General features: G+C 49.5%; 14 protein-coding genes. 4 read left to right on the top strand and 10 right to left on the bottom strand.

What is annotated here, in order from left to right:
- Position 1: 1 nt before the first annotated feature.
- Both rnk and EH243_RS04880 read right to left on the bottom strand, forming a co-directional pair.
- Complete coding sequence (gene rnk, locus EH243_RS04875; protein WP_126157519.1) at positions 2 to 415, bottom strand: nucleoside diphosphate kinase regulator; 414 nt, start codon at positions 413 to 415, stop codon at positions 2 to 4.
- Positions 416 to 860: 445 nt separating this feature from the next.
- Positions 861 to 1,511, bottom strand: coding sequence for a YiaD family glycine zipper/OmpA-like lipoprotein (locus tag EH243_RS04880; protein WP_126157520.1), 651 nt, complete (start codon positions 1,509 to 1,511; stop codon positions 861 to 863).
- 338 nt (positions 1,512 to 1,849) lie between these two features.
- On the opposite strand from EH243_RS04880, the gene EH243_RS04885 reads away from it, so the two are divergent.
- The gene (locus EH243_RS04885; protein WP_126157521.1) at positions 1,850 to 3,757 is read left to right on the top strand and encodes a beta-ketoacyl synthase; all 1,908 of its coding nucleotides are present in this window, start codon (positions 1,850 to 1,852) and stop codon (positions 3,755 to 3,757) included.
- 332 nt (positions 3,758 to 4,089) lie between these two features.
- Here EH243_RS04885 and EH243_RS04890 read toward each other — a convergent pair whose 3' ends face one another.
- On the bottom strand, positions 4,090 to 4,857 hold the full coding sequence (locus tag EH243_RS04890) for a TatD family hydrolase (RefSeq protein WP_126157522.1): 768 nt from the start codon (positions 4,855 to 4,857) through the stop codon (positions 4,090 to 4,092).
- Between the two features lie 103 nt (positions 4,858 to 4,960).
- Positions 4,961 to 6,541 (bottom strand): peptide chain release factor 3, encoded by a 1,581-nt coding sequence (locus EH243_RS04895; RefSeq protein WP_206441519.1) that lies wholly within the window; start codon positions 6,539 to 6,541, stop codon positions 4,961 to 4,963.
- Positions 6,542 to 6,715: 174 nt separating this feature from the next.
- Between EH243_RS04895 and EH243_RS04900 the strand changes: the two genes are divergently transcribed.
- Positions 6,716 to 7,354, top strand: a complete 639-nt coding sequence (locus EH243_RS04900; protein ID WP_126157523.1) for a CDP-alcohol phosphatidyltransferase family protein — start codon at positions 6,716 to 6,718, stop codon at positions 7,352 to 7,354.
- Here the strand turns inward: EH243_RS04900 and EH243_RS04905 are convergent.
- The 3 genes from EH243_RS04905 to EH243_RS04915 all read right to left on the bottom strand — a co-directional run bounded on the left by EH243_RS04905 (position 7,351) and on the right by EH243_RS04915 (position 9,764).
- On the bottom strand, positions 7,351 to 8,019 hold the full coding sequence (locus EH243_RS04905) for a lysophospholipid acyltransferase family protein (RefSeq protein ID WP_126157524.1): 669 nt from the start codon (positions 8,017 to 8,019) through the stop codon (positions 7,351 to 7,353). The two genes, EH243_RS04900 and EH243_RS04905, sit on opposite strands and share 4 nt — an antisense overlap.
- Before the next feature lie 17 nt (positions 8,020 to 8,036).
- A complete protein-coding gene (locus EH243_RS04910) occupies positions 8,037 to 8,969 on the bottom strand; it encodes a phosphatidate cytidylyltransferase (RefSeq protein WP_126157525.1) in 933 nt (310 codons plus the stop codon).
- Between the two features lie 153 nt (positions 8,970 to 9,122).
- On the bottom strand, positions 9,123 to 9,764 hold the full coding sequence (locus EH243_RS04915) for a hypothetical protein (protein WP_126157526.1): 642 nt from the start codon (positions 9,762 to 9,764) through the stop codon (positions 9,123 to 9,125).
- A 208-nt stretch (positions 9,765 to 9,972) separates the two neighbouring features.
- Here EH243_RS04915 and EH243_RS04920 point away from each other — a divergent pair, with 208 nt between their 5' ends.
- Both EH243_RS04920 and EH243_RS04925 read left to right on the top strand, forming a co-directional pair.
- Complete coding sequence (locus EH243_RS04920; protein WP_126157527.1) at positions 9,973 to 11,247, top strand: ATP-binding protein; 1,275 nt, start codon at positions 9,973 to 9,975, stop codon at positions 11,245 to 11,247.
- A complete protein-coding gene (locus EH243_RS04925) occupies positions 11,237 to 11,788 on the top strand; it encodes a response regulator transcription factor (RefSeq protein WP_126157528.1) in 552 nt (183 codons plus the stop codon). The genes EH243_RS04920 and EH243_RS04925 overlap by 11 nt, the downstream gene beginning before the upstream one ends.
- 7 nt (positions 11,789 to 11,795) lie before the next feature.
- Here EH243_RS04925 and EH243_RS04930 read toward each other — a convergent pair whose 3' ends face one another.
- The 3 genes from EH243_RS04930 to EH243_RS04940 all read right to left on the bottom strand — a co-directional run bounded on the left by EH243_RS04930 (position 11,796) and on the right by EH243_RS04940 (position 14,031).
- Positions 11,796 to 12,464, bottom strand: a complete 669-nt coding sequence (locus tag EH243_RS04930) for an energy-coupling factor ABC transporter permease (protein WP_126157529.1) — start codon at positions 12,462 to 12,464, stop codon at positions 11,796 to 11,798.
- Between the two features lie 120 nt (positions 12,465 to 12,584).
- Complete coding sequence (gene rimI / locus EH243_RS04935; RefSeq protein ID WP_126157530.1) at positions 12,585 to 13,055, bottom strand: ribosomal protein S18-alanine N-acetyltransferase; 471 nt, start codon at positions 13,053 to 13,055, stop codon at positions 12,585 to 12,587.
- A complete protein-coding gene (locus EH243_RS04940) occupies positions 13,048 to 14,031 on the bottom strand; it encodes a uracil-DNA glycosylase family protein (RefSeq protein WP_126157531.1) in 984 nt (327 codons plus the stop codon). The genes rimI and EH243_RS04940 overlap by 8 nt, the downstream gene beginning before the upstream one ends.
- Positions 14,032 to 14,085 lie beyond the last annotated feature (54 nt).

Raw genomic sequence — 14,085 nt, forward strand, 5'->3', positions numbered from 1 at the left:
GCTATCGATGAAACTCACCCGCCCTCTCTGGCTGATAAGTCACCTCTCTCAGTTTAACTTTCAGAGAACCTCCACCGGGTTTTGGCCATTCAATCTCATCTCCCTGAGACAGACCCAGCAAAGCACTCCCGACAGGGGCTAAGATTGATATCGTCGTGCCCGTTGTATCGACATTTTTGGGGTAAACCAGTGTGAGCTCGAACTCCTCTTGGGTCGATTCGATAATAAACTTCACAGTTGAGTTCATCGTCACGATGGTCGGCGGCATTAATTCAGGCTCCACCACATTCGCTCTAGCTAGCTCAGCTTCAAGTTCAGTAGCTCCTGCAAAACTGCCTTTCGGCAAAGATTCAATAAGATCATACAATCTATCTGCATCTAATGAGGAGATAGTAATTTCCGGCCTTGTAGTCATCTCTTTCTCAATATATTAACAATAACGTTTCACTATAAACCCCTGCCCCCTCTCACTAAGTAGAGCGGGCAAGGGTTGTTTCAAAATAAATCAAAATATTAGCTTTAGTAAGATAGCGTTCTAACTGATTGCGATAGTGAGGGATTTTTTAGTTGATCGATAACCACTTCAACAAACCTATGCTTCAACCGAAAAAGTACGCCTCAATACTTCAGTTTATTTAAACAGCATCAACGCTAAAAACGAACGCTGATTGATACTCTGATATTAGCCTGTTCCAAACTTTATACAAGCCTCAAATCTCTTCATGAAACAGCGCCCTATTAACCAAAAAAACCACCCGATGGCGGTTTTTTTATCTCGAGGTTTAGCTAATGAGTTAATGTCTCATCCAAGCGTAAAATCAGCGATATTTTCATACTTAACAAACAACGTAACATTGCTTTTACTGGCTACCGCGGATGCTCACTTCCACTCGGCGATTTATGGCTCGCCCACCAACGGTATCATTACCGGCGATAGGATAACGCTCACCATAACCCCGCGACTGCAGCCGTAAAGGCGGCACACCACCATTAGATAAATACTGAGCAACACTCGCTGCGCGCCGCTCAGACAGGGTCTGATTGGTTTCAAAAGAGCCCGTGCTATCGGTAAAGCCATCCACACTCACCACGGTTTTATCAAACTTGAGTAACACCTTGATAACCGAGTTCAATGTCGGATAGAAGCCTTGATCGATCGTATAAGCGCCAGTAGCGAAGGTCACGTTTCCAGGCATAACCAGCCGAATCGAATCACCTACCCGCTCGACGCGAACCCCAGTGCCTTCCAATTCCTGACGCAGTAGCATCTCTTGCTGATCCATGTAGTAACCGATACCACCACCCACAGCACCGCCTAACAAGGCACCCGCGATTGTCCCTTCGGTCCTCTTACCATCACCTGCTACCACATTACCTAACACGGCTCCGGCAACAGCTCCCATACCAGCACCCGTTGTGGCATTACTCGTCTTAGATTGCTGGGTGTAAGGATCCAGCGTCTGACATCCTGCAAGTGCGATAACACCCGCCAACATTATAACTTTCTTCATTATCATCCCTTGGGTATCCATAAAACAGATCAGCCGGTTTCAGATATGCCTGAGTACTGATAAGATTCATCACCATAACAACCGTTAAAACAGCCTTCTGATGCAAAACGTGCTCAGTCCGTTTTTTTAGTCGATATTAGTCGCTATATTGCCAACTAAGTTCCGCTTTAGCCAATATCGTGACTTAATTATCGTTTTTTAACCTGAATATCACCAGAGTGATACATTTTTACCCATATAGATCTGGTTTCAGGTTACAACAACTTATAGAATCGGTGTAACGCACTAAGCTAGACCCCTGTATCGCGGTCGTATCACCTAGCTCCGAGGATTATCACTTGTCTCAACTACCAGTCATTGTGGGGTTCGGCGGCATCAGCCCAGCCGGACGAAGTTCCTTTCACCATGGCTATCGCCGCCTGTTGCTCGACAAGCTAAACGATACAGACCGCAACGAGACGCTACTCGATTTGGCAACGCTAATGGGGTTAGCCAGCTACCAAGACAACCAATATCTCGATCAACAGGGCAACCCAGCATCGATTAACGACCTGTTAGATAGCATTAGGCCTCAGGTTTGTAACAGCACACTTATTCGTCGTATCGAAAAAGAGTGCTTCGATGTTCACAAAGTGACCTTCAACAAACCCGCAACATTGAACACCGATGGCGCCATCAGCTTTACCCTACGCGCCCGTCAGATGCCGAAAAACATCCCCGCTAATTGGCAGGTTAAAGCCCTTTCGGCCAGTCAAATGGAGGTTACCGTTCAGGGAGATCTCGAGGTTATCTTCCCTGACGTGAAAGAAGCGCTTGTGCAGTCAGCCGGACAGCTGCCCAACGGTTTCCAACCGGGCAAACTGTATCAGTCACGAAATCACCCACGTAATATTCAGATGACCATTTTCGGCGCTTCCGATGCCCTACAATCGGTCGGTATTCCATGGGATAAAATTGCCGCCAGCGTACGCCCCGATCAAATCGGCGTATATGCCAGCAACTCAATCGGCCAACTGGATGATCTCGGTTTTGGCGGTTTGACCAAATATCCATCCATCGGCAAACGAACCACCTCTAAGCAGATGCCTCTCGGCTACGCGCAGATGCCCGCTGACTTTATTAATGCTTACATCCTTGGCAGTGTCGGCGTCACCGGCGGTGCACTGGGTGCCTGTGCCACCTTCCTCTACAACTTACGTAACGCTGTTAATGATATTCGTGCCGGCCGCCGCAAAGTGGTCTTAGTTGGCGGTAGCGATGCCCCGGTCATTCAAGAAGTAATTGAAGGTTTTCGTTCGATGGGCGCCCTAGCAGAAGATAAAGACCTGCTCGCCCTCGATAATCTCAGCGAACTCAGTGCCGATGATTACCGCAAAGCCTGTCGCCCCTTTGGTAACAACTGCGGTTTTACCATCGCCGAATCATCACAATTTACCCTGCTAATGAGTGATGACTTAGCACTGGAGCTCGGTGCAGATATCTACGGCGCGGTACCCGAAGTGTTCGCTAACGCCGATGGCCATAAAAAATCGATCTCTGCCCCCGGTATTGGCAACTATATTACCTTAGGCAAATCCGCCGCATTAATAAGCCGCATGCTTGGCGAGGAATCACTACAGCAGCGTAGTTTTGTGCAAGCCCACGGCACCAGCACACCGCAAAACAGGGTAACGGAATCCCACGTTATTAATGAAACAGCCAAAGCCTTTGGCGTGACTAACTGGACCGTTGCCGCACTCAAATGCTACATCGGCCACTCTCAGGGTACAGCGGGGGGCGATCAACTAAATCTATCACTCGGCAGTTGGAAATACGGTTATATCCCAGGCATCGTTACGACTCCTGAATTTGCCACCGACATCCACGCCAGCAACTTGCACCTCAGCAATCAGCATATAGAGGTGGGGCCACAGGGGATGGACTCGGTGATTCTAAACTCCAAAGGGTTCGGCGGTAATAATGCTAGCGCCGTGGTATTAGCGCCTCACATCACGCAACAGATGCTGCTAAAACGTCACGGCCAAGACGCTTTCAACCGCTACCAGGATAAACTCCAAGTAACCCGTGAAGCAGCATCACAATATGATCAGGATAGTATTAAGGGCCTAACTCGGCCGATCTATCGCTATGATAATAATGTACTGACCGGCGCAGACCTTGAGATCAATAGTAACGAAATCAAACTGCCAGGTTATGCCCAAACCGTTAGTTTAGATATCGATAACCCATTTGAAGATATGAACTAAACTGAGCACGCCAAAAACACGGATGTTTAAGCGGCGACTCTAAGACTCACAATTAAATATTCAGGGTTATTCGCCCATGCGTTCCCTGACCAACGCGGATGTACGGCCACCGAAAAACGGCTAACATCCGCTTTTAGGTTTTACAGCTAAAAAGAACCAACAGAGACAATTAAAGAACTTTTAGACTAAGCATCATTATCAGTGACACGCGGACTCCATTGAGATGATCGACACTAGTAAAAAAGGTTGAAGCCAACTGGTTTAACCACGTATATACCGACACCTTTTGACACATCTTTTTAGCACACCTTAGAAGACATCAACGATAGCTTTTATAACGACAAAATCTTCGTTGACTGAGCCGATGTCACCTCAATAATCGTTTGTAACGGTTGCTGCCGAATGTGTGCAACCGTTTCAGCCACCATCGCCACCCGCTCTGGATAATTCGCCTGCCCCTGATACCCAAACAGCGGCATATCGGGACTATCGGTCTCCAATACAAAGCTGTCCAGCGGCAACTGCGCCACCAGCCTTCGCAGTTTTGTCGCACGCTCATAAGTTACCGCGCCACCAATACCCAGCTTAAAGCCCAATTTAAGATACTCAGACGCTTGCTGCTCACTACCAGAAAACCCATGCACTAAGCCGGCCCGCGCAAGCTTTAGCTGTCGCAGTTGCTTTAATACCTGATCATGAGCTTTACGCACATGAAGTAGCACCGGCTTATCAAACTGTTTCGCCAGTACTAACTGAGGCCGAAATACCGCTAATTGCGCCTCTAAATCGGCATTAGGAATAAAGAGATCTAGGCCTATTTCACCTACTGCAATCACCTCTAGATGCTGACTTAATCTCTCTTCGAGGGTATTCAGATCATCCGTATGATCACCTTGCAGAAAACAGGGGTGCAATCCTAATGCGGGATAAAGGCCGGAATAGTTAGCACAGAGGTTAAGCACTCCCTCCCAGTTATCCACCGCAACACCCGGCACGACAAAACGATCGACACCCGCCTTATGCGCGCGCGCCAGCACTGCGGTAATATCCGCAGATAGTTCAGGAAAATCGAGATGGCAGTGAGAGTCGATAAGGGTCATAACAGAAAGTATACGGCAGATAGTGACGATAACGTACTGTCAGCGACACTAACCGCAAATATAGAAACGCGCCCGAAAGGCGCGTTTTTTTAGTGCTTCTTTTTTAGTGTTCCCGGGTTGCTCGGAACTGCAGGTCAGGCCAACGCTCCTCAGTCAAACTGAGGTTAACCCGCGTCGGGGCTAGATAGGTCAACAAGCCACCGCCATCGAGCGCTAAGTGATCGCCACCTTTACGGCGGAACTCTTCGAGTTTACGTTCATCGTCACATTCCACCCAACGAGCGGTGGAGATCGTAACAGGTTCGTACATACACTCAACCTTGTACTCATCTTTGAGGCGGTAAACCACCACCTCAAACTGCAACTGCCCAACCGCCCCTAAAATCAGATCGTTTTTATTGATCGGCTGGAATAACTGCACCGCGCCCTCTTCCGATAGCTGTTGCAAACCTTTCTGCAACTGCTTCATTTTTAACGGATCTTTAGGACGCACTCGACGGAACATCTCCGGCGCAAAGTGAGGAATACCGGTAAACTTGAGGTTTTCGCCCTCGGTAAAGGTATCACCAATCTGAATTGTTCCATGGTTATGCAGGCCGATAATATCACCCGACCAGGCTTCCTCAACATTGGAGCGATCGCCCGCTAAAAAGGTGACCGCATCGGCAATTTTGACATCTTTTTTAATCCGCACATGGCGCATCTTCATGCCGCGGGTATAACTACCAGAGCAAACCCGCATAAAGGCGATACGGTCACGATGCTTTGGATCCATATTGGCTTGAATCTTAAAGACAAAGCCGGAAAACGCCTCTTCATCCGGTGCCACTGGACGAGTAAGTGTCTCCCGAGCAATGGGGGACGGCGCTAATTCAACAAAACCATCGAGCATCTCCCGCACACCGAAGTTCGACAGTGCCGTACCGAAATATACAGGCGTTTGACGGCCCGCCAGATACTCATCCTGATCATATTCATGGCTGGCACCCCGTACTAGATCGACTTCCTCAACAAAGTCATCGTACAACCCGCCTAACAGCGTTTTCGCTTCATCAGTCGCTAGCCCTTTAACCTGAATATCATCCGGAATAATGCTGCCTTGGCCCGGGGTAAAGACATGAATGGTATCGGTATAAAGGTTATACACACCGCGAAAATCTTTACCCATGCTGATCGGCCAAGTAATCGGCGCCGCCGCAATTTTCAAGACCTCTTCAATCTCATCCAGCAAATCGATCGGATCTCGAATATCTCGGTCCATCTTGTTCACAAAGGACAGAATCGGCGTATCCCGCAGACGACAAACTTCCATCAGCTTAATCGTCCGATCCTCGACACCTTTCGCTCCGTCCACTACCATCAGCGCGGAATCGACCGCGGTCAGGGTACGGTAAGTATCTTCCGAGAAATCTTCGTGCCCCGGGGTATCGAGTAGATTAACAATACGTCCGTTGTGCGGAAACTGCATAACCGATGAGGTCACCGAGATGCCCCGCTCCTGCTCCATACTCATCCAGTCGGAGGTGGCGTGACGATCAGATTTCTTCCCCTTAACGGTACCGGCCTTCTGAATCAGGTTCCCGAACAACAGGAGTTTTTCGGTAATCGTCGTTTTACCCGCATCCGGGTGAGAGATGATAGCGAAAGTCCGACGTGTCGTGACTTCCTTAGAGATACTAGACATAGAGATCCGGTTATTGTGGCAACAGCCCTGCAAAGCACACCGCAGTGACTTAAAAATAGAATGGGCGCTATTTTCGCCGATCAGCACAAAATCCACAACCGAAAGCTATTGACTCAGCCTAGATTCCTGAGAAACTGGCAGATAAAACGATCGAACAGTACTTAAGGAATATTAATGCCCAGTGTTTATCAGTTAAAAAGTGCTTTTTCAGATCGATTACGTCCGATCACTAATTACCTTGCTCACAAAGGCGTTACCGCCAATCAGGTGACGATTGCCGCCCTGCTCGGATCAATTGTACTGGCCGGCGGGCTGTATTTTATCGAAACCGACACCGCTACGCCCCTTATCTGGCTCAGCATTCCGGTATGGATGTTTATTCGGATGGCGCTGAATAATATCGATGGCATGCTCGCCCGAGAACATAATATGGCCACACCGGAAGGCGCCATTCTCAATGAAATGGGTGACGTTGTTTCCGATAGCGCGCTATTCCTCGCATTTGCCGCCCTACCTGGCGTTAATGCTCCTCTCTTGGTGATATTGACACTGCTGGCAGTGATGAGTGAGATGATCGGTGTGGTCGCGATTCAGATCGGTGCCAGCCGCCGCTATGACGGCCCTTCAGGTAAAAGTGATCGTGCCCTATTTTTCGGCGTCCTGGGATTTCTCTATGCCGTGGGCATCAACCCTGGCGGCTGGAGCACGCTCGTCTTACTGTTAATTATCGCACTCCTTTGCCTAACCATTATTAACCGCGCCAAAGCCGCATTAAAGGAAGTGAAAGACAGCGCCCCAACAGATGCCATTTAAAGCGTTTTGTCCTCGGCTGATTCGGTAGAGGAGAGGGTAATACAATATTCAGACAGCTGTTGAAATGATGCCGTGGCTGAGTTCATAAAGCCCGCCGCTGTTTCGCGCTCGGTGAGGTTTTCGCCAATAACTACATCGCAATTAAAGGGCACGAGCAATGCTTCACCTTTCGGCAAGGCTCTGCCAAGACCGTGCAACATCGCCGGCACAACAGGGATATCCGCCCGCTCTTTTATCAGATAGTAGATACCTTTTTTTAGGCGACTCATCTGTTCAGGCTTGCCGCGGCTCCCTTCGGGAAATAGCACCAGAATATCCCCTTCACTCAATGCCCTTGTGCAACCACTAAACAGCACTTCCCGATCGGCGCCACCGCTGCGATCCAGAGGAATAATACCGATGCATTTCAAGGCAATCCACGCCAGCAATCCACCGTTACCCAAGAAATAATCGGCCGCCGCAACGGGCCTCACCTTATGGATCACCGATAACGGGAAGAGACTCAACAACACTAACGTATCGAGATGGCTATTATGGTTCGCAATCACGATCGCGGGGCCTTTTTTCGGTAGGTTATCCCGCCCGATAATATTGAGCCCTAACAACAGCAGAACAACCGGTTTTACCAGCAGCGCAAAAAATAACACCTTAATAACTCTATCCATGGGACGGCTTCCGATAATTAATAGTGGCTATAGAAGAGAAAATGAAAGAATAGCGGCGCGGTGAACATCAAACTATCCATCCGATCCAAAATACCACCATGGCCCGGTATTAAGCGGCCGGTATCTTTAATCCGCAGGTCTCGCTTCACCGAGGAGATAACGACATCACCAAAGAAGCCACTGACACTGATTAACATCCCCGCAATGAATGACTCCCACCACAGCAGAGGGGTCAACAAAGGACCGATGAATCCTGAGATCAAGGTAATACTCACCACACCGCCGAGAAACCCTTCCCAGGTTTTATTAGGGCTAACCTTCGGAATAATTTTGTGTCGGCCCAGCATCTTGCCCCAAATATACTGACAAACATCGTTAAATTGCGTCATAAACAGCAAAAACAGCACCGGACCAATATAACCGGCGGCTTCATTCTGCACCGGCAGCATCAACAGGTAAGCGATATGACTGATGCAATAAACCGTCAGCATCGTGGCCCAGTGCAGAATACCCGCCGAATGGATAAACCCGCGGGTTTCGCCTAGCAGTACCATCCGCACCGGCAACAGCAGGAAAATATAGATCGGAATAAAGATAATAAACATGCCATACCAACCACTTCCCACCCAGTAATACTGTAATGGAATAGCGAGATACGCCCAGAAAATAACCCGACGATCATTTTGCCGAGTAGGCACGATAGAGAGAAACTCTTTCAGGGCAAGAAAGCTGATCAAACCAAAGAAAGCGACCGCTAGCGTCTGATTAAATAGCAGTGCCGCAAAGAGGATACCGATCATCATCCACCAAGATTGCACCCGCTGGCGTAACTCAGTGTAATCTTTTTCAGGATGACGTTGTTGCAAACGGTAACTGATCACACTACCGCTGATGAGCAGCACAATGACTAACAGCATCAGATAAAATGAGTGGATTGGAATATTAAACATAGGCCTACAAGATCCCTTTGAATGAATGAGGAAAGGCCAGCGATATCAATAAAGCACCCGCCCCGCGCAACAGTATACTGCAATCAACCGATAGCATAAGACTACCTGATGACGTCGACCCACTTAATCAACCCTATCTCATCAAGCGAGGCTTTATTCAGAGAACTTCCAGGGTTTGTCTTGAGGCACATATAAGCTCTCTTTTTTAATACAACGCTGATGGATATCGGTAGCTTCGGATAACAAAACATCCCGCCCCTCTGCCATTTTTCGACTATAAAGCGGTGTTACCCAGCCATAAAATACCGCCTCACAACGCTGAGTGGTTTGCACCCCGACAATATCTTCTTCATGCCAGTCACACTGATAACCCGCAATCGTTTTCAAGGTCTCGTGCTTGGCAGGTAGAGCATAAGGGGTTTGGCTTATGTCAATCAGCGGATGTCGTCGCACTCTTGCGATATCACCCGTTGAGAGGTAGGTATATACCGCATCAGCCGTTTCCCAACGTTCCTTTTGGTAGGGCGTATAAAGGGTTTCACCACGTTCGCGAGCCGCAGCTTCTAACATCTGCCCCGTCTCGGCGTAGTAGCGTGTCTCAGCCGTTGCTGTGACGACCTGACGAGCCTGTCTATCGGGTTGCTTATCAATCAGTCTCGTCACGTAATGATCATAGGTGATGACAAACGCCGGCACCTCCCCCGCTTCGCAGTTCAGCGGTAAATCCTCAGCATAGCTCGAGGATGCAGCCAGCCAAAAAAGGGATAGCAGAAGTGTAAAGCTGTTCCGTTTCATCATCAGACCCGTTAATAATCTGTCATCGTTATAGCAACGTTTTGTAGCGGTTAAATCAACAGAGTGCAACCGCGTTAAAGAGAGTTGGCCATAATATTTAACAATATAACCCCTCGGCCCCCTTTCAGACTAAAAACCGTGCGACAATCTGCCACATCCGTGACCTACGCCTCTTGGTTATAATTTCCCTTTCTGCCAAGCTAACGCTATGAACTACACCAGCAATACTCGCCACCAGCTGTTACAGCTAAGTTATATCCGTACGGTCACCATTTTTGGGCAGAGCGGCTTACTGCTTTACCTATTTTTTGGCCTTCATGTCAGCCTCAATTTTTGGCTCATCGCCTTTGCTTTGCTGGCGATGGCGCTACTCAACTTACTCTCCCTTTTACGGCTTAACTCGCCGCTACCCCTGACGCAGCTCGAATTTTTCTTTCAACTGGTGGCCGACATCGCCTTCTATGTCTGCCTGCTGTATCAGATGGGGGGTGTGGGCAACCCCTTTTCAGCCTTGCTACTGATTCCGCTGATTATCAGTGCCACCTCACTGCAGCGCCAATACACCTGGCTAACCGCGCTCTTTGTGACCCTCAGTTACACCCTGCTGATGCGCTTTTTTATTCCCATCACACTGCCAGATACGGGCCATCAGCATCAAGCGGCGGCATTATTAAACCTTCACTTAATCGGCATGTGGATTAATTTTATCCTGACCACCATTCTGATTACCTGGTTTGTGGTCAATATCCGCGAAAATCTGCAACGTCAGGAGCACAAGCTCAAGCAGGCTAGAGAATCCAACCTACGTAACCAGCAACTGCTATCACTCGCCACCATGGCGGCTGGCACTGCCCATGAGATGGGTACGCCACTGGCGACCATGCGCGTGCTACTGCACGAAATGAAACTTGACCATAGCGATGATAGCGAACTATTAGACGACATTGATATTCTGCAATCTCAGGTTGAAAACTGCGCCGACCGATTAAAACAGCTCGCGGAATCCGTGCGCCAGGAACAACAAGAGTCACGGGCGTTACCCGCCAAGCAGTTTTTCGACGAGATCATGGATCGCTGGCAACTCATGCGGCCGACGGCTCATTTCAATCCGCCCGTCATCCATTTAACAGGGGAGCCCACCGTCTTCAGCTCCATCCCCCTACAGCAGGCGTTTATCAATCTATTGAATAATGCGGCCGATGCGTCTGATCAACCACTACAGATCGAGGTCAGCTCGGATTCACAGCAAATACTCTTTACCATTCGTGACCAAGGGCCGGGTATCCCGCTAGAACAAGCGGAAAAGTTAGGTAGCCCGTTTATCACCACTAAGGGTAAAGGCTTAGGTATCGGGTTATTCCTGACCGCCAGCGCGCTCGACAGTTATGGCGGTGAAGTCTGCTTATTTAACCACCCTCAGGGCGGCACACTGACCGAAGTTAAACTACCGATAATCAACGAGAATCCTCAGAATGGACACTAACTCAACCGCTTTACGCTTTCTGATCGTGGATGATGACGAAACCTTCTCTCGGGTGCTAAGCCGAGCGATCAAACGACGGGGATACGAAACCGCGATTGCCGGCTCAGCAGAACAGGCACTCACAATGCTGGAGACCTTCAGGCCCGATCTAGCCACCTTAGACCTCAAAATGGATGGCGCTTCAGGTATCACCCTGATCCCCCAACTAAAAACCGTGAATCCGGATATTCGCATCCTGATACTAACCGGCTATGCCAGCATCTCTACCGCCGTTGAAGCGATTAAACTAGGCGCTACCGATTATCTAGCAAAGCCTGCGGATACGGATCAGATATTAGCCAAGCTCAAAGGCGCTGCACCGGACCCTGACGTTGAGATAGCCGATAAGCCGATGTCGGTTGGACGCTTAGAGTGGGAACATATTCAAAAGGTGCTCACCGAGCATGAGGGTAATATCTCAGCCACTGCGCGGGCTTTAGGGATGCACCGGCGCACGTTGCAACGCAAACTACAGAAGCGCCCCGTTAGAGAGGAGCACTAAGGGTTTATTATTGATCGTCGATATACTTTTTAGCATCGAAGGTGCGAATCCAATCGGGATAGAACACCATCATACCGGTCATGATAATGCCGTTAAGCAAGCCTTCCGGAAAAGCAATTAATGGCAGTATCTGTATATACTCACGATAGATTTTCTCGCCACTATAAACATCATCGATCCATAACAGAAAGCCCATACTCAGCCCCCCCGCTAAGGTTGCCGCACCGGCACCAAGAAAAGCACAGAGAAACAGATAGACAAAGAAGTTAGGAGGTAGTCGCGCCTCGACCTGTCGTAAAATAAGATAACTCAGCAGCGCTGGAATCACGATAGTACAAAGCCCATTCACGGCAAAACCATGCCAGCTTTCTTGCCCCATTAAGGTGGTGCCTAACAACGCCATACTGGCGGATAAAATCGCCAAATTCCAACCAAACATCAGCGTCAGCACAGTCACACCGAGAAAGTGGATACCTAACCCCGGCGTAATACCCGCGCGCAACTGCCACAACACGACCAATCCTACCGTCGTCCCGAGAAATAGATGCTGTAGTTGGCGATTACTAACAAGGGTCGACCAAGGCGCCGTCCAGATAGCCATGCCCAGCAGCAGAAAATAACCGGCTTGGGCAAACCAAAACCAGAAGCCCGTAATAATATCTGACGTTAAATTCATAGAAAAATCCGTTAATGAAGCCCTTATTAACCCTTATCGCTTAAACCGCCAAGACCTAAACGTTATTTTTAGGGCGACTGCCGTTTTACCGTTAACCATCGACCGCGCGCAGACCGAAGTTTAACTTATCGAAGAGTTTAGGAGATTGTTACAGCTCATTAAAACAGCATCTTCACTACCGTTAGCCGTGGGATAATAGCCTTTGCGGATACCATCCTGCTGATAGGCTAAACGGCTATACAGTTTCAGTGCCGCATGATTACCGCTGCGCACCTCTAACAAACAACGACAAATCCCCTGCCCCTCAAGCTGAGCATGTACGTACTGTAACAGTTCACCCGCCGCACCTTGACCACGACACTCAGGGTGAACGCCAATCTGCAGCAGCTCGGCTTCATCCAATACGGTCGATAACAAAGCAAAGCCTATCAACTGTTCAGCCTGCCACAGACCAAAACAGAGATAACGCTCGCCGGACAGATAGGAGGTTAATAACTTATCCGACCAAGGCGGATCAAAACAGCACGCTTCCAGTGCCGACAGTGCGGCCAAATCAGTTTCTTGCAGGGTGCGTAGATTTTGCTTATTCATCGCCCACTCGGGTGTGCAAATGGTTTAATAACGGCTGCAAATCACTCCAGACATCCCGTTTACACCCCGGCAACATCATCATCTCGGTGAGGCTAGCAGACGCCAAGGTTTTAACATCAGAGCGCAAACTGAATAACATGCCTCGCAGCTGCTCTAGCGGCTCTTCCCGCTCCAACACCATCTGTGCGGCGGCTTCACCCAACAACAGAACCGTGGCCACGGGGGATTTTTGCAGACTTTTCTTGAGCTTATGCTGCACGGTCAGACGTGCTTGTTCTGCACCCTGATCGAGGGATTTACTGGCAAACATCGGCCAAGGCAGGGTGTGATATTCACGGGCACTGCCGCCGGACAATCCTAACGAGCGGAGAATCTTATCCAAGAGGATTTGATGATGAGCATCCGCCTGACCACTATTCAATGATGCTCTAGCCGCGGCGGATACCGGGGGCAATGAGTCGATCACTAAACAGTCTTGATACAGCATAAAGGCTAATTTAAACGGTCGCTGTGGCGTCTGTACTGAAGAGACCTCATCGACGGATGAATCTTCGGACGCTGCTTCAGAGAGCGGGGCAGTCGGACGGCTAGAGGCGGTGACAGGATCGACAACCGGCAACCTGGGCTTCACTGGAGCCGAGATCGGGGCTGTTGTCGGGGCTGTTGTCGGAGCTATGATCGGGGATACAGGAGCGGGTAGCGGTACGCTTGAGGGTACAGCAGGCTTGGCCGCTTCAGCACCAAAACTGGCACTGAGTTCAGCCCGAGCTTGCTTCGCCGCTCTCGCACGATCCGCCGGATTCAGAATCGGTGCTGAATGCGGAGAATCCGTCCCGACGGCAGCCTCGCCCGATTCCGGCCAGCAGTACTCCCACACCCAGTCAGGCGTAGGTCGAGCACCCGGTAGCTGTCGACGGGGCAGCCAACTGGCAATACCCAACGTTTTCAGATACTGATTGCGCAGTGACTGCTCCATACTCTATTCCTTGTGCCCTGAGGCTAATCTCGGACTTAAACCGGACGTTAACTG

Source organism: Amphritea opalescens (genome assembly GCF_003957515.1).
GTDB classification, from domain to species: Bacteria; Pseudomonadota; Gammaproteobacteria; order Pseudomonadales; family Balneatricaceae; genus Amphritea; species Amphritea opalescens.

What these genes read in the sequence shown, in the direction of transcription:
- EH243_RS04895 (WP_206441519.1), bottom strand. Translation starts at nt 6,541, where the DNA reads ATGTCTAGTATCTCTAAGGAAGTCACGACACGTCGGACTTTCGCTATC.
- rnk (WP_126157519.1), bottom strand. Translation starts at nt 415, where the DNA reads ATGACTACAAGGCCGGAAATTACTATCTCCTCATTAGATGCAGATAGA.
- EH243_RS04890 (WP_126157522.1), bottom strand. Translation starts at nt 4,857, where the DNA reads ATGACCCTTATCGACTCTCACTGCCATCTCGATTTTCCTGAACTATCT.
- EH243_RS04900 (WP_126157523.1), top strand. Translation starts at nt 6,716, where the DNA reads ATGCCCAGTGTTTATCAGTTAAAAAGTGCTTTTTCAGATCGATTACGT.
- rimI (WP_126157530.1), bottom strand. Translation starts at nt 13,055, where the DNA reads ATGAATAAGCAAAATCTACGCACCCTGCAAGAAACTGATTTGGCCGCA.
- EH243_RS04905 (WP_126157524.1), bottom strand. Translation starts at nt 8,019, where the DNA reads ATGGATAGAGTTATTAAGGTGTTATTTTTTGCGCTGCTGGTAAAACCG.
- EH243_RS04930 (WP_126157529.1), bottom strand. Translation starts at nt 12,464, where the DNA reads ATGAATTTAACGTCAGATATTATTACGGGCTTCTGGTTTTGGTTTGCC.
- EH243_RS04910 (WP_126157525.1), bottom strand. Translation starts at nt 8,969, where the DNA reads ATGTTTAATATTCCAATCCACTCATTTTATCTGATGCTGTTAGTCATT.
- EH243_RS04925 (WP_126157528.1), top strand. Translation starts at nt 11,237, where the DNA reads ATGGACACTAACTCAACCGCTTTACGCTTTCTGATCGTGGATGATGAC.
- EH243_RS04940 (WP_126157531.1), bottom strand. Translation starts at nt 14,031, where the DNA reads ATGGAGCAGTCACTGCGCAATCAGTATCTGAAAACGTTGGGTATTGCC.
- EH243_RS04880 (WP_126157520.1), bottom strand. Translation starts at nt 1,511, where the DNA reads ATGAAGAAAGTTATAATGTTGGCGGGTGTTATCGCACTTGCAGGATGT.
- EH243_RS04915 (WP_126157526.1), bottom strand. Translation starts at nt 9,764, where the DNA reads ATGAAACGGAACAGCTTTACACTTCTGCTATCCCTTTTTTGGCTGGCT.
- EH243_RS04920 (WP_126157527.1), top strand. Translation starts at nt 9,973, where the DNA reads ATGAACTACACCAGCAATACTCGCCACCAGCTGTTACAGCTAAGTTAT.